The sequence below is a fragment of the Gordonia sp. NPDC003425 genome, assembly GCF_053588635.1.
On record NZ_JBSFQI010000013.1, the window covers coordinates 16113 to 39350 of the forward strand.

General features: G+C 69.0%; 19 protein-coding genes. 15 read left to right on the forward strand and 4 right to left on the reverse strand.

The annotated features are described in order from the left end of the window. Positions 1-7: 7 nt before the first annotated feature. From ACWDTD_RS15195 to ACWDTD_RS15215, 5 genes are all read left to right on the forward strand, one after another. The gene (locus ACWDTD_RS15195; RefSeq protein ID WP_449747958.1) at positions 8-1159 is read left to right on the forward strand and encodes an NUDIX hydrolase; all 1152 of its coding nucleotides are present in this window, start codon (positions 8-10) and stop codon (positions 1157-1159) included. Beyond that, the gene (locus ACWDTD_RS15200; protein WP_449747959.1) at positions 1152-3905 is read left to right on the forward strand and encodes a DUF6049 family protein; all 2754 of its coding nucleotides are present in this window, start codon (positions 1152-1154) and stop codon (positions 3903-3905) included. The genes ACWDTD_RS15195 and ACWDTD_RS15200 overlap by 8 nt, the downstream gene beginning before the upstream one ends. Then, complete coding sequence (locus ACWDTD_RS15205) at positions 3902-7768, forward strand: lipid II flippase MurJ (RefSeq protein ID WP_449747960.1); 3867 nt, start codon at positions 3902-3904, stop codon at positions 7766-7768. The genes ACWDTD_RS15200 and ACWDTD_RS15205 overlap by 4 nt, the downstream gene beginning before the upstream one ends. 75 nt (positions 7769-7843) lie before the next feature. Continuing rightward, positions 7844-9226 carry an MFS transporter gene (locus ACWDTD_RS15210; protein WP_449747961.1) on the forward strand — a complete coding sequence of 461 codons (1383 nt, stop codon included), beginning with the start codon at positions 7844-7846 and terminating at the stop codon, positions 9224-9226. Then, the gene (locus ACWDTD_RS15215) at positions 9219-10736 is read left to right on the forward strand and encodes a pyridoxal phosphate-dependent decarboxylase family protein (protein WP_449747962.1); all 1518 of its coding nucleotides are present in this window, start codon (positions 9219-9221) and stop codon (positions 10734-10736) included. The genes ACWDTD_RS15210 and ACWDTD_RS15215 overlap by 8 nt, the downstream gene beginning before the upstream one ends. On the opposite strand, the gene ACWDTD_RS15220 is transcribed toward ACWDTD_RS15215, so the two are convergent. After that, the gene (locus ACWDTD_RS15220) at positions 10632-11624 is read right to left on the reverse strand and encodes a sterol desaturase family protein (protein WP_449748050.1); all 993 of its coding nucleotides are present in this window, start codon (positions 11622-11624) and stop codon (positions 10632-10634) included. The genes ACWDTD_RS15215 and ACWDTD_RS15220 overlap by 105 nt on opposite strands. A 115-nt stretch (positions 11625-11739) precedes the next feature. On the opposite strand from ACWDTD_RS15220, the gene ACWDTD_RS15225 reads away from it, so the two are divergent. From ACWDTD_RS15225 to ACWDTD_RS15240, 4 genes are read left to right on the forward strand one after another with little or no spacing between them, the layout of a single operon-like run. After that, a complete protein-coding gene (locus ACWDTD_RS15225; protein ID WP_449747963.1) occupies positions 11740-12438 on the forward strand; it encodes a TetR/AcrR family transcriptional regulator in 699 nt (232 codons plus the stop codon). 4 nt (positions 12439-12442) lie between these two features. Then, the gene (locus ACWDTD_RS15230; protein ID WP_449747964.1) at positions 12443-12844 is read left to right on the forward strand and encodes a DoxX family protein; all 402 of its coding nucleotides are present in this window, start codon (positions 12443-12445) and stop codon (positions 12842-12844) included. 2 nt (positions 12845-12846) lie between these two features. Beyond that, a complete protein-coding gene (locus ACWDTD_RS15235) occupies positions 12847-13275 on the forward strand; it encodes a PPOX class F420-dependent oxidoreductase (RefSeq protein WP_449747965.1) in 429 nt (142 codons plus the stop codon). 51 nt (positions 13276-13326) lie between these two features. Further along, positions 13327-14325 (forward strand): 5'-methylthioadenosine/S-adenosylhomocysteine nucleosidase family protein, encoded by a 999-nt coding sequence (locus ACWDTD_RS15240; RefSeq protein WP_449747966.1) that lies wholly within the window; start codon positions 13327-13329, stop codon positions 14323-14325. 8 nt (positions 14326-14333) lie between these two features. On the opposite strand, the gene ACWDTD_RS15245 is transcribed toward ACWDTD_RS15240, so the two are convergent. Beyond that, on the reverse strand, positions 14334-16046 hold the full coding sequence (locus ACWDTD_RS15245) for an alpha/beta hydrolase (RefSeq protein WP_449747967.1): 1713 nt from the start codon (positions 16044-16046) through the stop codon (positions 14334-14336). Positions 16047-16107: 61 nt separating this feature from the next. On the opposite strand from ACWDTD_RS15245, the gene ACWDTD_RS15250 reads away from it, so the two are divergent. Then, the gene (locus tag ACWDTD_RS15250) at positions 16108-16878 is read left to right on the forward strand and encodes a CPBP family intramembrane glutamic endopeptidase (protein ID WP_449747968.1); all 771 of its coding nucleotides are present in this window, start codon (positions 16108-16110) and stop codon (positions 16876-16878) included. A 5-nt stretch (positions 16879-16883) separates the two neighbouring features. Here the strand turns inward: ACWDTD_RS15250 and ACWDTD_RS15255 are convergent, their stop codons facing one another. Beyond that, on the reverse strand, positions 16884-17741 hold the full coding sequence (locus ACWDTD_RS15255; protein ID WP_449747969.1) for an acyl-[acyl-carrier-protein] thioesterase: 858 nt from the start codon (positions 17739-17741) through the stop codon (positions 16884-16886). A 125-nt stretch (positions 17742-17866) separates the two neighbouring features. Between ACWDTD_RS15255 and sigM the strand changes: the two genes are divergently transcribed. The 5 genes from sigM to ACWDTD_RS15280 all read left to right on the forward strand — a co-directional run bounded on the left by sigM (position 17867) and on the right by ACWDTD_RS15280 (position 22216). Beyond that, positions 17867-18427, forward strand: coding sequence for an RNA polymerase sigma factor SigM (gene sigM / locus ACWDTD_RS15260; RefSeq protein ID WP_449747970.1), 561 nt, complete (start codon positions 17867-17869; stop codon positions 18425-18427). A 177-nt stretch (positions 18428-18604) separates the two neighbouring features. Then, on the forward strand, positions 18605-19357 hold the full coding sequence (locus tag ACWDTD_RS15265) for an anti-sigma factor family protein (RefSeq protein ID WP_449747971.1): 753 nt from the start codon (positions 18605-18607) through the stop codon (positions 19355-19357). 177 nt (positions 19358-19534) lie between these two features. Next, positions 19535-20530, forward strand: coding sequence for a thioredoxin-disulfide reductase (gene trxB, locus ACWDTD_RS15270; RefSeq protein ID WP_449747972.1), 996 nt, complete (start codon positions 19535-19537; stop codon positions 20528-20530). A gap of 36 nt (positions 20531-20566) precedes the next feature. Then, the gene (trxA, locus tag ACWDTD_RS15275; protein ID WP_449747973.1) at positions 20567-20905 is read left to right on the forward strand and encodes a thioredoxin; all 339 of its coding nucleotides are present in this window, start codon (positions 20567-20569) and stop codon (positions 20903-20905) included. 120 nt (positions 20906-21025) lie between these two features. Further along, positions 21026-22216: an N-acetylmuramoyl-L-alanine amidase gene (locus ACWDTD_RS15280; RefSeq protein ID WP_449747974.1), complete on the forward strand. Its 1191-nt coding sequence runs from the start codon at positions 21026-21028 to the stop codon at positions 22214-22216. Between the two features lie 27 nt (positions 22217-22243). Here ACWDTD_RS15280 and ACWDTD_RS15285 read toward each other — a convergent pair whose 3' ends face one another. Continuing rightward, a complete protein-coding gene (locus ACWDTD_RS15285; protein ID WP_449747975.1) occupies positions 22244-23113 on the reverse strand; it encodes a hypothetical protein in 870 nt (289 codons plus the stop codon). Positions 23114-23238: the final 125 nt, after the last annotated feature.

A 23238-nucleotide genomic window follows, 5' to 3' on the forward strand; every position in this document is an offset into this window, starting at 1 on the left:
CGAGATTGTGCCCGCCGACTCATCGACCAACCCCTCGGACGTCTCCGGTGACGTCTCGACGGGTGGCTCCGATGCAGGGCCGAGCACGCCGCGTCCCCGACGGCGCGGGCGGCGACGCAGGCGTGGCCAGGACAAACGCAAACGGGCGGGCAACAACGCCGACACCCGCACCGACCGTCACCAGAACCCCGACGCGCCCGGGTCTTCCGCCGGCGGGGACAAGAGCCGCCACCCGCCCTCACCCGCAGATCTGGCCAGGGCCAGCGCGCGCGGTAAACGCACCGAGGCGGGCATGGCCGATTGCGTGGATGATCCCGCCGACTGCGACGGGGAGACGTCCATCGAGGGCGCCCACGCCAAGGTGACCCCGCCCAAACCGTCGGATCTGGCGGTGGTCTCGGCCAAGATCACCAAGACGGGGCTCTCCCACGCGAGCACCGGCGGCGGGGCGAAGCCCACCCAGAATCGCAGCAGGCGACGCCCGGGGCGCGGTGAGCACAACGGCGACCGACTGCAAACGGTGCGGGAGACCTCGGCGGGCGGACTGGTGATCTCCGACCTCGACCTGCCCGTCGACGAGTTGTCGGCGGCGCTGATCGGGCGCACCGACCGGCGTGGTCGGCTGATGTGGTCGCTGCCCAAGGGCCACATCGAGACCGGCGAGACCGCCGAGCAGACCGCGATCCGTGAGGTCGCGGAGGAAACCGGCATCCAGGGCACGGTGGTGGCGCCGCTCGGCAAGATCGACTACTGGTTCGTCAGCGAGGGCCGGCGCATTCACAAAACGGTGCATCACTACCTGCTGCGCAGCACCGGGGGCGAACTGTCCGCCGAGGACTACGAGGTCAGCGAGGTGGCGTGGGTGCCGTTGCACGAGCTGCCGCGGCGGCTGACGTACTCTGACGAGCGGCGACTCGCCAGGATGGCGCGCGGCGTCATCGTCGATCTCGCCGCCGACCCCCAGCGGTTGGCCCAATCCGAGGCCGAGAGCAGCCGCACCGAACCCAACGCCTATGAGAGAGCCGCAGCCGCACGCAATCAGCGTCGCACCGAGTATCAGCACCGCACGGAGGTCACGCGTCGCGCCGACGTTCCTCCGGCGGGGCGCTCGCGACGGCGCCGCAGGCGACCGCGACGTCCGGCGTCCGGGGATGCGTGACGCGCTGCGACCCCATCTCGCACTGCCGCTGCATCCCCTCCTCGCACTCCTCGGGACGCTGGCACTGATTGCATTTCTCGCAGCCCCCGCGGCCGCGGCCCCCGGCGACACGGTGTCGGCCGGCAGCGGCGAGCGTTTCGCCGTCGTATCCGTCGACACACTCACCCCGACGATGGTGACCACCACGTCGGGTCCGGATCTGACCATCGACGGCCACATCCGCAACACCAGTTCGCGCACGCTGCGCGACCTGACGCTGCGCCTCGAGCGCGGCAACGCGGTGACCAGCGCCGCGGGTCTGCGCACCAGTCTGGCGATCGCGCATCCGCCGATCGCGGTGGCGAGTCCGTTCCGTTCCGTCGTCGACGAACTGAAGCCGGGCGCGCAGGTGTCCTTCTCGATCCGGATGCCGTTGTCGGGTGACGGCGGACTGCAGCTCGCACGCACCGGCGTGTACCCGCTGCAGGTCAACATCAACGCGGTACCCGACTACGGCTCGATGGCCCAGGTGGCCGGGTCCCGCACGCTGCTCCCCGTACTGTCGCTGCCGCCGAACGCGGACCGCGCCGCCGAGTACGCCGCCACCTCCGACGGCGCTCCGACGGCGCCGGGCGCCGGCGACGGATCGCCGGTCACGGGGTTGGGCGCGGACGGATCGATCTCGGCCGACACCTCGTCGCCCTCACGCCTGACGATGCTGTGGCCACTGGCCGCTCCCCCCCAGCTGGCGCCGGGCGGACTGGGTGCCCAGACCGAGCCGGTACGGCTGATCAGCGAGGACATGGCGCGGTCGCTGCAGTCCGGGCGGCTGCACAACCTACTCGACACCGTGCGCGGGTTCGGCGACCAGGACGCGGGATCAACCCCCACGAGCGAAACCCCCGGACCCGACGACGGCTCGTCGACCCCCTCCCCCGACACGTCCCCGACGCCGAATGCCGCCGCGCCCGCCCCACCGTCGGACCTGCAGCGCAGCATCTGCCTGGCCGTCGACCCGGACCTGCTGGTGACCGTCCGGGCGATGTCGCTCGGCTATGTGGTGACCACCGATCCGGCCGATCCCACCGCCCGCACGGTTCCGGGTACCGGGCAGGACGCCGCAGCAGCATGGCTCACGGAGCTGCAGGCGGTGGCCCAGCGGATGTGCGTGGTGGCGCTGCCGTTCGGTCAGGCAGATCTCACCTCGCTGCACCAGGTGGACAGTGCCGGCCTCACCGCCGCGGCCCTCGATTCGCCCGCCGACGTGGTGGACGCGATCCTCGGCATCCGCAGCCAGCGGGGGCTCACCATCCCGCCGCTGGGCGCACTCGACCGCTCCGGTGCGGCGGTGCTGCAGTCGTCGGGCCACACGTCCGTGCTGGCCGCGGCCACGACGGTGGGGCCCGTCGGGTCCCCGGCGGCATCGGGTGCCTACCGGGTGGGCGCATTGTCGGCGCAGACCTTCGACGAACCGGTCACCGAGGCATTCGGTGCCCTCGGCACCCGGCCCGTGGTTCCCGGTCTGACCCCACCCGACCAACGGGTCGATCTCGCGGCCGAGTCGCCGGTGAGCAGGCGCCAGGCCGCGCTCGGCGCTCTGGCGTACGCGTCGATCGGCACCAGCCCCGACTCGACAGCCGGCGCCGAATCGGGCGGTACCACGGGACGCGCGCAGGTGATCATGCCGCCGACCTACTGGTCACCGACCGCCGACGACGCTGCCGCCGTCTTCGACACGGCCACGGTGTTACTCGGGTCCAAGGCGGCGGTCGCCACGCCGGTGTCGGCGGTCACCGCCGCACTCACCACACCCGGGGCCCCGGCTCGGCTGATCGACCCGCCCGGGGTGGGACCGGTCACCGATCTCGGCCCGAATCTGCCGACCGCGCTGGCCGACCGCATCCGCGGGGCGGCCGAACTGAGCTGGCGGCTGCAGGGGTCGCTCGTCGATTCCGCCGACACCGACGCCACACCCGAGCGGTACCTGGCACCGCTCCGTGAGGATCTGCTGCGCGCGATCCGCCTGCCCGACCAGAACGACGACGCGACGCGGGCGGCCGCCGCTGCGCAACGCCAACAACGGGTGTCGGCGGTGGAGTCCACGCTGGAACGGATGCGGTCGGAGGTGTCGATTCTCGATCCCGGTGGGCGTTACACGCTGGCGTCCGAACGCAGTCCCCTGCTGCTGGTGGTGCGCAACGACCTCTCCCTGCCGGTGCGGGTACGCATCTCCAGCACCGCCCCGTCGGACCTGTCCATCGGCGATGTCGGGGTGGTGGAGATCCCGGCCCGCGGGACCCGACAGATCCAGTTGCCCACGCACGCACAGTCGTCGGAGTCGACGTCGGTGCACATCACGCTGGCCACCGCGACCGGCATCGACCTCGGGTCGCCGATCACGCTGTCGGTGTACTCCAATGCCTACGGCAAACCGCTGTTCATCATCACGCTCGTGGCCGGGGTGATCCTCGTGCTGCTCACCGCCCGACGCCTCTGGCACCGTTTCCGCGGTGAGCCCGACCCCGCCGACGCGGACCGGCCCGAACCCGACGAGGTGGAGCGGCTGCTGGCGTCGAGCACCTACCAGCAGCGGCGCCGTACCCTCCAACAAGAAGGTCCCTTCGAGGATCATCCGCCGCGGCAGCGGCCACCCGCCGAGGCGTCCGATCCCACCGGCGCCGACACCCCGGCAACCGACAACACCCCAGCAACCGACAACACCACAGCAACCGACAACACCACAGGAACCGACAGGACCGGGGCATGAGCGATCGAGGACCACGCGACGAACCGCCGCGCCGGGCCGCGCCGCGCCGCGTACCGCCCCGTGAACCGTCGACCCGCGGTGTACCGCCCCGCCAACCGTCGACCCGCGGCGTGCCGGCCCGTGAACCGTCGGGCCGGCGGGTGCCACCCGGCGCGCCCACCCGGTCGCCGACCCGTGATCGGCGGCCCGCGGCCGACGGCGCCCGTGCCGTTCCGAGCGTGCTGGAAACCACCGCCGAGAACATCGGGGTGTCCGACGAGTCGTCCACGGGGCTGTCCCGCGACTCCGACGCCAGCATTCTGCGCACCTCCGGGTCGATCGCGCTCGCCACGCTGACCAGCCGCATCACCGGCTTCATCCGCACCGTGCTGGTGCTGGCGATGCTGGGACCGGCGATCGCCTCGGCATTCCAGGCGGCCTACGTGCTGCCGAACATGATCGCCGAGGTGGTGCTCGGCGCGGTCCTCACCGCCATCGTCATCCCGGTGCTGGTGCGCGCCGAGGCCGAGGACCCCGACGGCGGGCGCGGCTTCATCAACCGCATCTTCACCCTCAGTGTGGTGACGCTGGGCACCGCGACGGTGATCGCACTCATCGCCGCACCGATACTGACCTTCCTCAACGTCGGCGACGGCGACGTCGACCGCCCGCTCACCACGGCGCTGGCCTACCTGCTGCTTCCCGAGATCCTGTTCTACGGCCTGTCCGCGCTGTTCATCGCGATCCTCAACATGAAGGGCTTCTTCAAGCCGGGTGCCTGGGCGCCGGTGCTGAACAACATCGTGCAGATCGCCACGCTGGTGCTCTACGCCGCGATGCCCGGGGAGATCACCCTCAACCCGGTTCGGATGAGCGATCCCAAGCTGCTGGTGCTCGGCATCGGTACCACCCTCGGCGTGGTGATCCAGGTGGCCATCCTGGTGCCCTATCTGCGGCGCGCCGGGGTGGCGCTGCGCTGGCAGTGGGGTATCGACGCCCGCCTGCGCAGGTTCGGCAACATGGCCGCGGCGATCGTGATGTACGTGGCGATCCTGCAGATCGGCCTGGTGGTCACCTACCGCATCGCCGCGCACGCCGACGCGTCGGGCATCAGCGTGTATGCCACGCACTGGCAGCTGCTCCAGCTTCCCTACGGCGTCCTGGGCGTCACCATTCTCACCGCGATCATGCCGCGCCTGTCGCGCAACGCCGCGGCCGACAACACAGGCGCGGTGGTCGACGACCTGTCACTGGCCACCCGGCTCACCATGATCGCGCTGGTGCCGACCGCGGCCTACATGACGTTCTTCGGCCCGGCCATCGGCATCGCGGTGTTCAACTTCGGCAAGTTCGACGCCGCGGTGGCCTCGCAGCTCGGTTCGGTGCTGGCGTGGGGTGCGTTCACGCTCATCCCCTACTCGATGACGCTGGTGCAGTTGCGGGTGTTCTACGCCCGCGAGGACGCCTGGACCCCCACCGCGATGGTGCTCGGCATCACCGCGGTCAAGGTCGGCGCATCGTATCTGGGGCCGGTGCTGTTCTCCGACCCCGACCTGGTGGTGCGGTGGCTCGCGCTGTCCAACGGGTTGGGCTATCTCGTCGGCGCGATCGTCGGCCACTATCTGTTGCGCGCGCGCCTGGGCAACGCCCACCAAACCGATGTCACCCGCACCACCATGGTTTCGCTGGTGGTGTCCATCGGTGTCGCGGGTGGGGTGTGGGCGATCGCCGAACTGTCCGGGCTGCATTTCCTCGGCACCGGCTACGGCAAGCTGGGTTCGCTGACCTATCTGCTGCTGACCGCCGTGGTGGTTTTGGGGTGTATCTACGCGGGCCTGGCGGCCGCCGGCCTCCCCGATGTGATCTCGATCTCGAATTCGGTGCGCCGCATGCTCGGTCGGTTCGTACCCGCACTGGCACCGCCCGAGAACAGCGATGTCACAGAATCGGCACCCACGATCACGGTTCAGTTTCCACGCGTCACCGGCGACGAACCCCTCCCGTACTCTGGTCAGGTACAGGTGATCCGGCGCTTCGACCGAGGCACCGCGACCTGGCAGTCCTACGCAGTGCACAGCGGCGGGGCCGCCGGTCACGGCGTTGCCGAACGGTCGCCGGCCGGGCAGCCGCGAGACATTCGCTATCGGAGGAAGGGAGCCCGTCGCGTGAGTGAGAGTGATTCGGGTCCGCTCGCTGCGCTCTCGGAGGAACCGGACACACCCGCGCCGTCGGTCGGCTCCCCCACCGAACCCGATCCGGTTGACTCCGAGCAGGTTTCGGCGGGCCCCTCGCCGACCGCTCCCGATCCCGATCGCGCCGAACCGATCATCCCGTCCCGCCTGCGGGGTCCGCGGCTGGTACCCGGTGCGGCCGTGGCCGGCGGACGTTACCGGCTGCTCGACCACCATGGCGGCACCCGCGGACTGCAGTTCTGGCGGGCACTGGACATCAACCTCGACCGTGAGGTGGGCCTGACGTTCGTCGACGCCGAGCAACTCGCTCCGCCCGCCACCCGCGACGAGCACAAGCACACCAAACTGTCCGACGAGGGTCCCCAGGCCGTGCTCACCCGCACGTTGCGCCTGGGCCAGATCACCTCGTCGGGCGTGGCCCGCGTGCTCGACGTGGTACGCGGCTCGTCCGGCGGCATCGTGGTGGCCGAGTGGGTGCAGGGATCCTCGCTCGCCGACGTCGCCCGATCCGAACCGTCGCCCATCGGTGCCGCCCGTGCGGTGCGTGCGCTGGCCGCCGCCGCCGAGGCCGCCCATCGATCCGGCGGCGCACTCTCGATCGATCATCCCGACCGCATCCGCGTCAGCAACGACGGCAACGCCGTGCTCGCGTTTCCCGGCACGCTCGCCGGCGACGACAAGTCGTCGGACGTCCGCGGGCTCGGCGCCGTGCTCTACGCGCTGCTGCTCGCCCGGTGGCCGCTCGACGGCGCCACCGGATCCCGCCTGATCACCACCGCCGAGACCACCACTCCGGTCGGCGGACTGCCCATCGCGTCCCCCGGACCCGACGGCGAGCCGATCGAACCGCGAGAGGTGCGTGCCGGCATCCCGTTCGAGATCTCCGCGGTCGCCGCCCGGGCGCTCGACGGTTCGCGCGGCATCCGCACCGCGGCCACCGTGCAGCATGTGCTCGACCAGGCCACGGTGCTCGATCTGAAGACCGACATGCTTCCCGCCATCGACTCCGATGCCCCGCCGGTACGCATGGGCACACCGGCGACGCCGGAATCACCGGAGCAGGGCCGACGCAACATGGCGCTGTTGGCGGGTGCCGGGTTGCTGGCGCTGTTCGTCGTGATCGCGCTGGTGGTGTGGATTTCCGGGGCGCTCGGTGGGGGTGGCAAGGACACCAACATCGACTCGATCCTGACCACCACCACGTCCGCACCCGCCGCGCCCGCCCCACCCGCGGCGCCCGGTGCGGGTGCGCCGATCGCGCTGCAGTCGGTGTCCGTGGTCGACGTCTCGTCCCAGCCCGCCGACGGTGCGGCGAACGTGGCGAACGTGATCAGTGGGGCACAGCCGGCCTGGCGGACCGATGTGTACCGCTCCTCCCCCAACTTCGCGGGTCTCAAGAGCGGGTTGGGTCTCATGTTCGACCTGGGTGGCGACAAGTCGGTGAAGACCGTCACCATCAACTCCCCCACACCCGGTTTCACCGTCGAGTTGCGAACCTCGCCCACCGCGACACCCACCACCCTCGGGCAGACCACGCCGGTGGCACAGGGCAGTGTGGACCAGACGTCGACGACGCTGACCATCGCCGATCCGCAGTCGAGCCCCTATCTCATGGTGTGGATCACCTCGCTGCCGGCAGCGCCGAACGGTGGATACCAGGCGCAGATCGCGCGTGTCACCATGACGAGTTGAGCCAGCGGTAACCGCACACGGATGGGGGAATCATCGGTGACCGGCGACAACAGTCATGGGGCCCGGTCTTCGGGCGTGTTGAGCGCAAGCACCGTCGCGCGCTACGGCACCGGTTCGCTGGGCACCGGCGGCTACACCACCCTGCCGGGCCTGGTGCTGGTCTACTACCTCACCGACGCCCTCGGGATCGCCGCGGTGGCCGCGGGAATCATTCTGGGTGTCGCCAAGATCTGGGATGTGCTCATCGCCCCCGCGATCGGCGCGCTCAGCGACCACTCCGCGGCGCAACGGGGCTCGCGCAGGCCGCTGATGACGGTCGGGGCACTATCGCTGCCGATCTTCTTCGCACTGACCTTCGCGGCCCCTCCGGGCTGGCCGCTCGGGTTCAAGGCCACCTGGGTCGCCATCGCATTCTTGTTGTCGGCCACCGTCTTCAGTCTCTTCCAGGTTCCCTACGTCGCGCTGCCCGCCGAGCTGACCTCCCGCTATCACGAACGCACCCGACTTCTCACCGTCCGGGTGGCCGTCCTTGCCCTGGCGATCCTTCTGTTCGGTGCGGGCGGTCCCGCCCTGCGTGACATCGGCGGTTCGGAGACCACCGGCTACCTGGTCATGGGTGTGGTCACCGGCCTCGCCATGGGGGTCGCGATGTATGTGGCATCACAGACCGCGACGCTGGCCCGGCCACCGGCGGGTACCGCCACCTCGCACCGGCACGCGCTCACCGCGGGCTACCGCGACGCCGGTGCGGTGCTCCGCCGCAGCTCGGCGTTGCGATTGCTGTTGACCGCCGGCGCCCTCCAGGCGCTGGCCACCGGCATGATGCTGGCCGCCGCCCAGTACGTGGCCACGTGGGTACTCGATTCGCAGTCGGCCATCTCGGCGCTGTTCGTGGCCCTCATCGGCCCCGCCCTCGTCTTCGCCCCGGTGTGGGGCCTGGTGGCCCGCCGGGTCGGCAAAGAGGCCGGTTTCGCCGCTGCGCTCGCGCTCTTCGCCGCTGCTGCCCTCGGCCTGCTCGCGTTGTGGTGGTCCACCGGGTGGTGGATCTATCCGCTGATCGGACTCGCCGGCGTCGCGTACGCCGGCATCCAGACGCTGGCTCTGGCCATGGTGCCCGACGTGATCTCGCACGACGAGCGCACCCACCACGCCAGTTCGGCCGGGGTGATCGGCGGCATCTGGACCGCCGCGGAAACCGGCGGTATGGCACTGGGAGCCGTCGGCCTCACCGTGATCCTCGCCTTCGGCGGATACGTGTCGTCCACCGAAGGCTCCGACGTCACCCAACCCGATTCCGCACTGCACGCCATCGTGCTCGCCTTCAGCGTGGTGCCGGCGCTGCTCACCCTCGCCGCGCTCGCATTCATGCTTCGATATCCGTTGCGGCAGAAGGATATCGACGACGACTTCGATGCCCTCCCGGGTACGGCCGCACACACCGGTGACACCCATGCGTGACGCCGACATCGAGGCGGTACTCGCCGCGCTGAGCGCGCTGCGCATCGACGACGCACCCACGCACGGGGGCCGGGTGCTCTCCTACGTCTACGACTCGGGTCTCGCCGAACTCGACGAGCTCGCCGCCCGCGCGGCCACGTCGGTGCAATCGCTCAACGGCCTCGATCCCACCACGTTTCCGTCGGTGGCACGGATGGAACGCGAGGTGATCGACTTCGCATCCGACCTCGTGCACGGCGATCCAGCCCATCCCCCCGTCGGGTTGGTGACCAGTGGCGGCACCGAAAGTTGTCTGCTCGCAGTGAAATCCGCGCGAGACCGGTGGCGGGCGCGGCAGGCCGCGGACGCTTCGCAGCAGGGAGTCACCGAGCGGCCCGTGCTGGTGGCCCCGGTGACCGTGCACGCCGCGTTCCACAAGGCGGCCCACCTGTTCGATCTCGACCTCGACCTGGTCCCGGTGGACACCGACGGCGTGATGAACGCGCAAGCGATGTATTCACGACTGCGCCCCGAGGTCGCGCTGGTGGTGTTGTCGGCGCCCTGCTACCCGTTTGCCGTCCTCGATCCGATCGGCGAGATCGCTCCCCGGGCGGCCGCCGCGGGTGTGCCTGTTCACGTCGACGCCTGCATCGGCGGCTGGGTGCTCCCGTTCTGGGGCGCTCCACATGCCGGACTCCCCCCGGAGTTGCTGCCGCCGTGGGATTTTCGGGTGGCAGGGGTCACCAGCATCTCGTTGGATGCGCACAAGTACGGCTATGCCCCCAAGGGCGCGTCGGTACTGCTGTTCGCCGACCGCGACGCCAAGCGGGCCGCCTCGTTCGCCACCACCCGCTGGCCCGGATACCCGGTGGTGAACCCGACGTTGCTCGGTAGTCGGTCGGCGATGTCACTGGCGGCGGCGTGGGCGGTGGTGGCCTACCTCGGCCGCGCGGGATTCCAGCGACTGACCGACCGCGCCCACGCGGCCACGTCCGCGCTCCGCGAATGTCTCGACGCGATCGAGGGTCTCACCGTGGTGGGCGATCCGGTGGGGCCGCTCCTGGCCGTCGCGGCCGACACCTCGGTCGATGCCGCCGCGCGCGTCGATCCGCACCATTGGGCCGATGCGGTGCATGCGCAGGGATGGACACTGCAGCCACAACCGGGACTGGATCAGCCCGGGGGAGTACACCTTCCGCGTACCACCCATCTCACGGTGACGCCGGTGACCGCCGATCACCTGCCCGCGCTCACCGCGTCGCTGACTTCCGCGGCCGACGAGGTACGCGGCCGCGAACCGGTGGATCTCAGTGGCCTGCTCGACGCGATCCCCGAACTCGGTGCCACCGGACCGCTCGATTCGGTTGCCGCCGAGAGGATTCTGGAGTCCCTGGGGCTTGCCGGGAGCAACGGAGTGCCGGCGGCGCTACCCGCTGAACTCGCGCCCGTCATGGCGTTGCTCGACGTCATCCCGGCCGAACGCGCCGAGCAACTGCTGACCGAACTGCTCGCGCGGCTCAACGAGCGCTGAGTGCTGCGGCACGGCCGCGGCGGCGGGCGTCCACCCGGGCGGCCCGAACACATACCCCAGTCGCGCCCGCCACGAGCCGGCCGTGCGTACGTCGCGGGCGATCGCGGCGTACTCGTGGGTCTGCAGCCGCCAGATGTTGTATGTGCCCACCGGTTTCGTCAAACCATAGGTGGGACGGTGGGTTTCGGGGGTGAACGAGCCGAACAGCCGGTCCCACACGATGAAGGTGCCGCCGTAGTTCTTGTCGAGGTATTCCGGATCGCTGCCGTGATGCACCCGGTGATGCGACGGCGTGTTGAAGACGAATTCGAAAGGCCGCCACAGCTTGTCGATGTGCTCGGTGTGAATCCAGAACTGGTAGATGAGGTTCAGCGAGTATGTCGCGAACACCAGTGCCGGTGGTACCCCGAGCAGGGGGAGGGGCAGCCACATCACCAGCGCCGCGGTGATGTTCCACTTCTGCCGCAGTGCGGTGGCGAAGTTGAAGTACTCGCTGGAGTGGTGCGCCTGATGCGTCGCCCACACGAGCCGCACCCGGTGGGAGACGCGATGCGACCAGTAGAAGAGGAAATCGACACCGAGGAAGGCGATGACCCAGCTGTACCAGGCAGTGGCGGGCAGATGCCACGGGGCGAGATAGGCGAAGATCGCGGTGTAGGCCAGCAGGCCGAGGAACTTCCAGGCGGCGCTGGTCGCGATGGACACCACGCCCATGCTCAGGCTCGCCCTGGCGTCGCGGCGTTCATAGGCGCCCGCCGGGCTGCGCTGCTCACCCTCGTCGTGCTCGAGTTTGGCCGCGGCGCACCATTCGATCACCAGCATGGTGACAAAGAACGGGATCGCGATCACCGTGGGTTCACGCATGGCCTCGGGCAGCAGGTCGAGCATCTCGCAATGCCTCCTCACCAGGCAGAGGATCTGACACCCCTACGTGTCAGATCGATGTGTGACACGATAGCGTGTCAGATAGGTTCCGTCTACAGCCGCACAGAAGAAGGCCCCGTTGCTCGACAACGACTCATCCACGCTCGATGGAGCGGGCAGGCGCTATGCCGGCACCGACGCCGAGCAACGCCGCACCCGTCGACGTGCCGCCCTGGTCGACGCCGGACTCGACTTGTTCGGCAGCGAAGGCTACGCCGCGGTCTCGGTGAAACGGGTATGTGAACACGCGGGGCTGACGCAGCGCTACTTCTACGAATCGTTCACCGACCGGCCCGCCCTGCTGGCAGCGGTGTACGAGCACTGCGTCGCGGTGACCCGTGGGGCCACCGTCGACGCCGCCGCCCCGTATCTCGGCGTCGATCACCGCATCAACCCGTCACGCTTGCGGGCCGCGGCCCACCACACCCTCGACGCCTTCCTGCGCTGCCTCACCGGGGATCGTCGGATGGCGCGGATCATCCTGGTGGAGGTGGTGGGCGTCGACCCCGCACTCGAACGCCTGCGGATGGGGGCGATCCACGACTGGGCGGGATTGGCCCTGGCGCTGGTCGGCGGGGAGCGCGACGTCCCGGCGCAGGCGCAGCTCACCGCGGTCGGCGTCATCGGCGCGCTCACCCAGCTCCTCGTCGACTGGTATGTCCGCACCGACGCCGACCCGGAGTCGCGCGAACCCGCAGCACAGGTGGACATGATCCGCGACGTCTGCGTCGAGCTGTTCGTGGCCGCCCACCGTCAGCTCACCACCGGCGTAGGCTGACGCCATGGCATCCCGCGCAACAACCCTGGGCCCCGACATCGCCCGCATCTCGCTCGGATCATTCCTCGCCCTCGCCGGAATAGGGCATATGACGTTCCAGCGCAAGGAATTCCAGGCGCAGGTTCCCGACGCCATCCCGCTCGACCCCGATGTCACCGTGCTGGCATCCGGGGTGGTCGAGATCGGCCTGGGCACCGCCTTCGTCGCACTGCCCCGGTATCGCCGGATCATCGGTGCGCTGCTCGCCCTGTTCTTCGTGGCGGTGTTCCCGGGCAACATCCACCAGTACGTCAACCACATCGACGCGTTCACGCTCGACACCGACCGCAAACGACTCGTCCGCCTGTTCTTCCAGCCCGTGCTCATCGCGCTGGCGCTCTACGCACGCGGACCGAAGAAGGCCTGAACGTGGGCGGCCCCGAGCTGACGCCCGAGGTGGTGGAGTTTCTCCAGTCGGGCACCCGCACCGGCAAACTCGCCTTTGTGGCCGCCGACGGACGCCCGCTGGTCGCACCCGTCTGGTTCGTCGTCGAGGGCTCCGAGCTGGTGTTCAACACCGGTGCCGGCACCGCCAAAGGCCGTGCCCTGCACCGTGATCCGCGGGCCACCCTGCTCGTCGACGACGAGCGCCCGCCGTTTTCCTACGTCCAGGTCCAGGGGACGGTGACGGTGTCGGAGGACCCCGCGGAACTGCTGCGCACCGCCACCGTCATCGCCGCGCGGTACATGGGTCCCGACCTCGCCGAACAGTACGGCAGACGCAACGGCGTACCGGGTGAGCTGGTCGTGCGATTGCGCCCCACCAAGGTGCTCGCCGCATTCGACATCGCTGAGTGATCTCCGTCGCCTCGCAGCGCACCGCCGGGCGGTCGCTGCGAGCATGAAGCGATGCGACCTGTGTTTCGTCTCGCCGCCCTGTGTGCCGCCCTGCTCTGTTCCCTGGTTCCCGCCCTGGTCGCGAGCACCGGTCCGGCCGCGGCCGCACCGGCGTCGTGTCAGCCGGTGACGGTGGTGCTGTCGGCGTATCCGGCCGAGTTGTCGGCGGTGCTGGCACGCTCCTCGGGGGTTCGGGAGACCTGGACGCACAACAACGTCAGCTTCTACCGCACCGACATCGGCGGTGCGCCGGTGATCGCGGCGATGACCGGCGTCGGCATCACGAATGCGACGAACACCGCCGACACCACCGGCAAGGTACTCACCTGCGCCGCACACGGTGTTCGAGTGCAACGAATCCTGTTCTCCGGCAACGCAGGCGGCATGCCTCCGGCCGGCATCGGCGACGTCACCGTGCCGTCGACGTGGTTCCTCGGCCGCACCGGGAGACCGCTACCGGCCGATCCCGCTCTGCTCACCGCCGCGCGCACTGTGCACCCCGCACTGAAGCACGCCACCGGCACCGCGAATCCGCTCTCCCCGTGCGCATGTGACCTGCCCTGGACCGCACCCATCGATCTGCACCGACAGCCGCGGATCGTGGTGGGCGGCCGAGGACTGTCGAGCGATCCCTACCGCGGCTACTCATTTCCGTGCGTCCCGGGCGGGGGCGCGATCACCGGGTGCCGACCCTGCGCGCTGGCCGACCGCACCACCGACCGCGCCGACCTCGACCGGCTCGCCGCCACCGATGCCCGGGTGCTGGCGACCCTGCTCGACGACGTCGACCCGGGCACGGGCTATCTCACCTCCGACATGGAGACGGCTGCGGTGGCGCAGATGGCGGCCCGCAGCCACATCCCGTTCCTCGGCCTTCGCGGCGTCTCCGACGGACCCGACGACCCCAATCGGCTGCCCGGGTTCCCGGTGAGTTTCCTTGTCTACCAGCAACTCGCGGCCACCAACGCCGCAGCCGTCGCGGCCGCGGTGATCACCTCGACCGCGCGGTGAACCCGGGATCAGTCGCGGCTGAGGTGGGGGAGTAGCGCCGCTGTCTTGGCGTCGGTCCACCCGGGAGGCTGCAGGATCTGCGCCCACGCGTAGGGAATCGCGTCAAGGTAGTGGTGCCCGTGACCGTCGGGGACGTTCACCGCGACGGCCATGTCGGCCGACACCTGCAAGAAGGTGATGAACGGAATCCAATGCACGGAATCGAGGACGTCGCGGCCGTGGGGTTTGTTCAGCCAATCCGGTTTGTTGAGGATCAGCGAGGGCGACCACCAGGTGATGGGGTCGGAGGCATGTTGGAGGTACACCACCCGACTGCCCGGCCACGGCGCATCGGGCCGGTCGAGGTCTTGCTTGTCGGCGATGAAGCGGACCTGTCGACCGCTGTCGTAGATCGGGAGCCACTGCGGGGACCCGGGGTCGCGGGCGGCGGTGGCATCCTGCCATAGGGAGTTGCTGAACGTGGGACCCGAGAGCAGTGCGCCGTCGGTGCGGGCGGCCATCGTCGGCACGGTACCGAATGCTGCTTCGGCACCGAAGGATCCGAGGCTCTCACCGAACACCACGATCTTCGGGCGTTGCGCCTCGGGTAGTTCGCGCACCCTGGCGTCGACGGCCTCGAACAGCGCGCTGCCCGCCTGCCGCGCACGTTCCTTGTCCACGAGGAACGAGATCCAGCTCGGCAGATACGAGTACTGCATGGCCACGGTCGCCACGTCGCCGTTGTACATGTATTCCAGCGAGGCCACGGTGCCCTTGTTGACCCAACCCGATCCGGTGGTGGCCCCGATGGCGATCACCTTGCGCTGCAGGCCCCCGGCCCGCACGAGTTCGTCGGCGGCCAGTTGCGCGTTCGCGCGGGCGTTGTCGCCCGAACCGAGCCCCACGTATGCACGGATCGGTTCCTTCGCGGGTGCGTTGTTGAAGACCGACAACGCCCCGGTGTCCGGGCCGCCGGACACGAACACGCGCCCCTCCCGGCCCAGCGATTCCCAACTGACCAGCGACTCGGGGCCGCCGGAGCGCATCGTCGACGGAGGTGGCGTCGAGGTGGGGCGCACCTCGTCGTTGGCCAGCGCGAAACTGCTGTTGAGCCATTTCATCGAGTATTTGGCCACCACGCCGTTGAGGATGAACACGGTGAGCAGCACGAGCACCAGCAGCGAGGCCACGGCCGAGATCCGGGGCGGCACATGACGGTTGGTCCGACGCACGAGGAAGGCCAGCGCGCTGGCCCACGCCTGACCGATGAACATCAGCACCACGAACACGATGAGCGCGATCACGATGATCTGCGGATAGGCGGTCCACGACAGGTTGGCGACACCCATCAGGTTGCGAATCTCCGTCTGCCACATCGAGTACCAGTAGAACATCACGGTGGTGCCGATCGCGAAGGTGACGCCCAGCCCGATCCACACCGCTCGTGGCGGTGTGGGCCACCGCTCATCTCGCGACAACATGAAACGGATGAGCCACGCCACGAATGCACCGATGGAGTAACCGAGCGCGGCGGCCGCCCCGCTGATGATGCCCTGAAACAGCGGACCGCGGGGGAGCAGGGAGGGCGTGGCCGACAGCCACAGGAAGACTGTGGCAAACAGCAGACCCGCGAAGCTGATCCGGGTGCGGTAGGACGACCAGAAACGACGGAACCGGCCGGGCCGGGGGGCATCGGTCGGTTCCTCGTCCGCGTTCGTGCGTTCGTCGACGACCTCGGACACCCGGTGCCTCCATATTCTCGCCGTACGCACGTGATTGCGTTCCTGTGCGAGGGTACGTGGTGTGACGTCGTCCGGACCACCGCTTCCACCCGCCTCGCATGATCCGCCTTCGGCGGTGGTGAACGCACGTGCCCGTCGTCGTCTCTGGTGGGCGCTCGGCGTCGGCGGTGCGCTGATGCTCGGCGCCGAGATGGTGGCGCATTTCGAGCCGGTCCGCGGCGCCGGTTGGGCGGTGTTGATTGCCGCCGTGCTTGCCGCGTGTATCGCCATATGGGCGGGCCTGATCGCCGCAGACCTGGGTCTCGGACGTGCGTCGTTGGGCAGGGGCCTGCGCTACGCCGCCGCGATCGTGCTGGTGGTGTCGGCGGTGGTGCTGATCGGCGTGGGTCTGCCATGGACCCGCGATCTGTTCCTCAACGACCGATACGCGCAGCTGGGGCCCGCCATCCTCGCGGCGGCGGTGATCATCCCGCTGCAGACCGTGGTGCCCGAGGAGGTGTTCTTCCGCGGGGTGGTTCTCGGATCCCTCTGCCGACTGACGACGGTCCGCCGTGCGGTGCTGGTGCAGGCCGTGCTGTTCGGGCTGTGGCATGTGGTGTCATCGCTCGACCTCACCGCAGGCAACGCGGGCTTGACGGCCGTACTCGGTCATGGCACCGGGGCGCAGCTGATCGGGGTGGTGGGTGCTGTGGTGGTGACCGCTGTGGCCGGGGCGGTGCTCGCGTGGTTGCGGCTGCGGTCGGGCAGCCTGCTGGCACCGATTGCCCTGCACTGGACGCTCAACGGCGTCGGCGCGATCGGGTCGGCGTTGGCCTGGTATCTGTCGCGCTGACCCGATCAGTCGTCGTCGGTGGGCAGCGGTGCGGTTCCGGTGGGCAGGGGGCTCACCGATACCGTTGCGGCGGAGACCAATTCGCCGTCGTCGCCGGGCATCAGCAGCCAGACGAGCAGCCTGTCGGCGTCGCGTATGCGGCGCACGGTGATGGGGGTGCCGGGCACCACGGGGCGCAGGTATTCGATCACCGCGCGATGCGGTGCCTCCACCAGATCGGGGTGATCGACGAGCTCGTCTTCGACGGCCTCCCAGTAGGCGGCGTTGTTGAGGTGTTTGAACGGGTCGAAATCGGTGATGCGCAGCACGTGCTCGCGGTCGGGAAGGGCGAGTTCCTCAGCGGCGGGCGCCTTCTCCGGATTCATCGACTTCCATCGCAGTCGGTGCTCGTCGGTCATCGACGAGAGCATCTCGAACGCCTCGTCGGTGAGGCGCGACGGCATGCCCTGCTCGTTGACGTTGATCCAGAACGCCTCGGTCTCGATGAGCCCGGGCTCGCGTGGTTCGGGGTTGAATCGGTTGGTCTCGTGGTCGGCGGTCAGGCGCACCCGCATGTTGGTCCATCGGGTCGACAGTGCCCCGCACCAACGCTGCGCGGTCAGACCCGCCGGCCAGGTGATGGGGCGGATCACGTCGATCACCGTGCGCCGGACGATCCAGAAGGGGTCGGTGGCCCCGAAGTCGGTGGCCTCGATGTTGTCGTTGGCCACGTCCTGCAGGAACCGGGCCACCCCGTCGAGACGCAGTCGCATCTCCTGGTCGATGTCGCCGGTGCGGACCCGGTAGTTGGCCTCGAAGAAGCGTGCGCCCGCCTTGCGGTCGGGCAGCGGTTGGTGGCCTCGATCGGTGGATGCAGCGCTCACCGGATTCCCTTCGGTGGAAGTACGCGGGTCACCTTACCGCTCCGGCCGGACCGGCATCTGCCGGGATTGTCCACAGGAGTCGAACGGCTCCGATCGACCGGCCCAGGCTGCACTACCCTCATCCCATGCCCGGGGGAGATGGCGACACACGCAGCGACGAAGAGCTGCTCGCCGCGCACCTCGCCGGCGATCCCCACGCCTTCGCCACGCTCATCCACCGCCACCACAATCACCTCTGGGCACTGGCCTACCGCACCCACCAGCACCCCGAAGACGCCGCCGATTCACTGCAGGACGCCCTGCTCAACGCACACCGGATGGCGCACACCTTTCGCGCCGACGCGCGCGTGTCCACGTGGCTGCATCGCATCGTCGTGAACGCCTGCCTCGACCGCATCCGTCGAAACAAGTTGCGGCACACGGTGGCGCTGCCGGAGTTCGATGTGGCCGCCCTCGGTGCCGGAGCCGATCAGTACCGCGCCGTGGACCTGTCGATGTCCATCGGTGAGGCGCTCGGCGAACTTCCGCCCGATCAGCGCGCCGCGATCGTCGCGGTGGACGTGGAGGGCTATTCGATCGCCGAGGCCGCCGAACGCCTCGGGGTGGCCACCGGCACCATCAAGAGTCGCTGCGCCCGCGGTCGGCTGCGGCTCGCGCAGATCCTGGGGCATCTGCGCGATGACTGAGCCGCAGCGCAGAGAACGGCGGCAAGAAAAGCGGCGGCAAGAAGAGCGGCGCCAAGAAGCCGGAACAGGTCGGGGGAACCCGACGGCGCTTCCTCGCGTCGTATGTCACGAGCAGTATTCAGACCGCGCCACCTCGAGGGGTGGGGCTGCCGTGTCGAGGAGTGGGACAGTACAAGAATGAGCACGACGTATCGGGATCCCCCGTATCCGGATCCCCCGTATCCGGTGGATCTCCTCGCCGATTTTCACGCCGGCGTGCTTCCCGACGACGTCGCCGCGCACATCCGGTCACGCCTGCCGGACGATCCGGCGGCCCGGCACGTTCTCGCCGCGCTCGATCAGACGCAGGCAGAGCTGCGCGAGCTCCCCGTCGAGCCGATTCCGGCGCCTGCGGAGGTCCGGGCCCGCACCGAACAAACGCTCGACGCGGTACGCGCCGAGGTGGATGCAGCGTCGAGTCCGGCGCGTCGGCGGGCCGCGTCCCGCTGGGGCCGGACGCCCACGCCGGTGCGCGCCTCGGTGATCGCGCTGGCGGCGGCCGCCGTGGTGGCGGTGCTCGCCGGGGTGCTGATCGCGGTGCTGCCCCGCACCGGCGACGACGCGGCGGGCGTGCAGGCCGGAGCCACTTCGACGCCCGCGGCCGGAGCATCGCTCGACGGTACCGAACGTGCTTCGGCGCTCACCGTGCTCGGCGACTCCTCGGCGCGCCCGTTCGGGTCCGAGTCCGCGCTGCGGCGATGCACCGCGGCCAACGGCGTGCCCGCATCCACACCGGTCCTCGGTTCCGGCGACATCGTCGTCGCCGGTGTGCCGCGCATCGTGATCCTGCTCGGAACAGGGGTGGCCGGACGGTTCGACGCGCTGGTGGTGGAGCGGGGCTGCGACACCGGCAATCCCGCCACGGTGTCGAACACCACGATCGGCGGATGACCACACACCCCTGACCCCACACCCCTGACCCCACACCCCTGACCCCACACCCCTGACACCGACCGGACGACGGCCCCCGCGCCAGGGGAACATCTGCCCTTAGGCTTGTGTTGAAGCAGCGGGAACCGGACCGCCACCAGCGCGTGGTGTCCCGCGTCCACGAGCACGGAGGATGGATTGACTCACACAGACAACCCGCAGGTCCACAATCTGATCATCGTCGGGTCGGGCCCGGCCGGATATACCGCTGCCGTGTACGCGGCACGCGCCGAACTGGCGCCCGTGGTATTCGAGGGCACACAGTTCGGCGGTGCGCTGATGACCACCACCGAGGTGGAGAACTTCCCGGGTTTCCAGAACGGGATCCAGGGTCCCGCGTTGATGGATGAGATGCGCGAACAGGCGATCCGCTTCGGCGCGGACCTCCGCATGGAAGATGTCGACGCGGTGCGGCTCACGGGAACCGTCAAGGAGGTCGACGCCGGTGGGGAGACCTATTACGCACATGCCGTGATCCTCGCGATGGGTGCCGCCGCCCGCTACCTCGGTATCGAGGGTGAACAGGAACTCCTCGGTCGCGGTGTGTCCGCCTGCGCCACCTGCGACGGGTTCTTCTTCCGGGATCAGGACATCGCGGTGATCGGTGGCGGCGACTCGGCCATGGAGGAGGCGACGTTCCTCACCAAGTTCGCCCGCAGCGTCACCCTGGTGCACCGTCGCGACGAGTTCCGTGCCTCGCGGATCATGCTCGACCGCGCCAAGGCCAACGACAAGATCCGCTTCGTCACCAACTCGGCGGTGAAGTCGGTGGTCGGCAATGGATCGGTCACCGGACTCGAACTCGAGGACACGCGAACCGGTGACACGCAGGTCATCGACGTGACCGGCATGTTCGTCGCGATCGGGCACGACCCCCGCAGCGAGCTGGTGCGCGGTCAGGTGGATCTCGACGCCGAGGGCTATGTCAAGGTGCTGGGACGCACCACGTACACGTCCGTGCCGGGTGTCTTCGCCGCCGGCGACCTGGTGGATCACACCTATCGCCAGGCGATCACCGCGGCGGGCAGCGGATGCTCGGCCGCGATCGACGCCGAGCGTTGGCTCGCCGAGCAGGGTGACGTGGCACCGATGCCGGCAGAGGGCGATGTGATCGCCGTCGAGGCGAACATCTGATTCACTCGAAACGAAAGAACTGTCAAGGAGGACACCATGGGTGCAAACACCGTCGCCGTCACCGACGCGACCTTCAAGGATGAGGTACTGGGCGCCGACAAGCCCGTACTGGTCGATTTCTGGGCCACCTGGTGCGGTCCGTGCCGCATGGTGGCCCCCGTCCTGGAGGAGATCGCCCGCGACCACTCCGACAAACTCACCGTCGCGAAGCTCGATGTGGATGCCAATCCCGCGGTTGCCCGTGACTTCAAGATCATGTCGATCCCGACGCTGATCCTGTTCGAGAACGGCCAGCCGACCAAGACGATCGTCGGTGCGAAGGGCAAGGCCGCGCTGCTGCGCGAGCTCGATTCCGTCGTCGGCACCTCGGCGTAGTCGATCCCCGCGAGTTTGGACCCGGGCCGCCGGACCTGAGACAATGCTGCTTGTCGTCCTCCGCTGAGGTTGTCGTACCCGCGGAGGACGCGCAGTGCGGCACCCGACCGAGGAGATCACATGCCAACGTTCCGACATGGGGATCGGGGGTCGGCCGTCGCCGAGATCCGTTCGATTCTGTCGGGACAGGGTCTGATGGTCGCCAACCGCGGTCGTCACGCAGTCACGTCGTCGGCAGATGCAGAACAACCCGCTTCGGTGGCCGATGCGGTGTTCGACGACGACACCGATCACGCGGTGCGCGCCTTTCAGCAGCAACGGGGACTGATCGTCGACGGTGTTGTCGGGCCCGCCACCTATCGCGCGCTACGCGAGGCCTCCTATCAGCTCGGGGCACGCGTGTTGCTGTACCGGCTGTCGGCGCCGATGGTCGGCGACGACGTCTCCGCGCTACAGGGCCGCCTACAGAATCTCGGCTACTACACCGGTCTCGTGGACGGTGTATTCGCCGAGGGCACCCACAACGCGGTGTGCCTGTATCAAAGTGAATACGGATTGTCGGCCGACGGTATCTGCGGTCCGTCGACACTACGGTCACTCGACCGTCTCGGCACCCGTGTCACCGGCGGCTCGCCCTATGCGATCCGCCAGGAAGAGCACGTACGCCGGTCGGGTCCGCGGCTCTCCGGCAAACGCATCGTGATCGACCCGGGAACCGGTGGCGGACACGAGTATTCGACCGGGGAGTTGGCCGAGATCGAGTCCCGCGTGCTGTGGGATCTCGCCGCCCGACTCGAGGGTCGGATGGCTGCGGCGGGGATGGAGACATTCCTGTCGCACGACGGCCGGGGCGAGCCCACCGATGACGAACGGGCCCGTGTGGCCAACATGGTGGATGCCGACATGATGATCTCGCTGCGCTGCGGGCATCATCCGACGTCGGCGGCCAACGGTGTTGCGTCGTTCTATTTCGGCAACGCGCGCGGATCGTACTCGACCATCGGTCGCACCCTCACCGACTTCATCCAGCGCGAGATCGCTGCGCGCACACCACTTGTCGACTGCCGAACGCATGAACGCACCTGGGAGATCCTGCGGCTCACCCGGATGCCGGTGGCACTGATCGACGTCGGGTACATCACCAATCCGCACGACGTCGAGGTGCTCGAGGATCCCAACTACCGCAACGTGATCGCCGAGGCCATCCTCGTCGCGGTCAAGCGGCTGTATCTGCTCGGTGAAGACGACCGCCCCACCGGCACATACACGTTCGCCGATCTTCTTGCGGCCGAACGGATTTCAGGCTTCTAGGAAGCTCCGGCTGTCGGACCTCGGGCGTCAGAACACGTTTCGGCGTCGCGCCACCGGTACAGCGGTGCGTTCTCGGCCGGCCAGGTCGATGGCCGCCATCACCACCAGCTTGTCCAGGGCGCTTTCCACCTCGAACTTCCAGCCCAGTCCCTCGTCGAGTTCGAGTCGGAACCGCGGGAACCGCGGATGCGACGACACCACGTCGAACGCCGAATCCTTCAGGAACGCCGCGTCGATCATGCACTGTGTGCACAAGTCGCCCTGCGGGCTGTCCAGGATCTCACGCGCCACCTCGACGATCGATTCCTCCGACCAGGTACTCAGATCGTTCGGCACGGCGAGCAGGGGTGCTTCACCGGCGGCGGGGTCCGCCGCGTCGCCGGACTCGGGGTAGGCGACTTGCCGACGTGGCGTGCGCACCAGCCCGAACGCCTCCACCGCACGTACACCGCGTCGGATCAGATCACCGAGCGTCGCATCCAAGAGCAGACCGGCTGCCTCCTCGAAACCCGGTTCGGTGCGGATCGACGTGAGCAGTACCGCGTCGGCGCTCACCGGCGAGGTGGGGAAGGAACGAGACCGCGGCACCCGACCGGGCGGGGAGTAGAAGGCGGTGCCCACCACCACGCCAGTGCCGGCGTCGATGGCCACCTGCCCGCAGGTGCCCCATTCCAGAAGCACCGAGGAGATCCACGCCTCCTTGTCGAACTCGCTCTCGAAGCGGTCCGCCGAGAATGCGGCGAGCGGATCGCTCGGCAGCGCGGGGGACGACTCGTCAGAAGGCGCCGTGAGTGCCGAATCGACCGGCGGACCGACCTCCCAGAAGACACATCGGCGGGTGTGCGACGGCAACGACTCGAATGCTTCGAGATCCAGCCGCGTAACCGTCAGATTCACCGTGTACCGCCCTCGCTGGTCACCCGAGGCGCGCCCTCGCATACCAAAGGTGTTGTGTACCAAAGCCTTTGGCGGTTGAGCTGCTTCCGGTGATGATCAAGTGTCACTGTGACGTAACTTCCGCA

Coding starts and splice junctions, on each gene's coding strand:
- ACWDTD_RS15200 (WP_449747959.1), top strand. CDS start 1,152: ATGCGTGACGCGCTGCGACCCCATCTCGCACTGCCGCTGCATCCCCTC.
- ACWDTD_RS15205 (WP_449747960.1), top strand. CDS start 3,902: ATGAGCGATCGAGGACCACGCGACGAACCGCCGCGCCGGGCCGCGCCG.
- ACWDTD_RS15215 (WP_449747962.1), top strand. CDS start 9,219: ATGCGTGACGCCGACATCGAGGCGGTACTCGCCGCGCTGAGCGCGCTG.
- ACWDTD_RS15220 (WP_449748050.1), bottom strand. CDS start 11,624: ATGCTCGACCTGCTGCCCGAGGCCATGCGTGAACCCACGGTGATCGCG.
- ACWDTD_RS15230 (WP_449747964.1), top strand. CDS start 12,443: ATGGCATCCCGCGCAACAACCCTGGGCCCCGACATCGCCCGCATCTCG.
- ACWDTD_RS15240 (WP_449747966.1), top strand. CDS start 13,327: ATGCGACCTGTGTTTCGTCTCGCCGCCCTGTGTGCCGCCCTGCTCTGT.
- sigM (WP_449747970.1), top strand. CDS start 17,867: ATGCCCGGGGGAGATGGCGACACACGCAGCGACGAAGAGCTGCTCGCC.
- ACWDTD_RS15265 (WP_449747971.1), top strand. CDS start 18,605: ATGAGCACGACGTATCGGGATCCCCCGTATCCGGATCCCCCGTATCCG.
- trxA (WP_449747973.1), top strand. CDS start 20,567: ATGGGTGCAAACACCGTCGCCGTCACCGACGCGACCTTCAAGGATGAG.
- ACWDTD_RS15280 (WP_449747974.1), top strand. CDS start 21,026: ATGCCAACGTTCCGACATGGGGATCGGGGGTCGGCCGTCGCCGAGATC.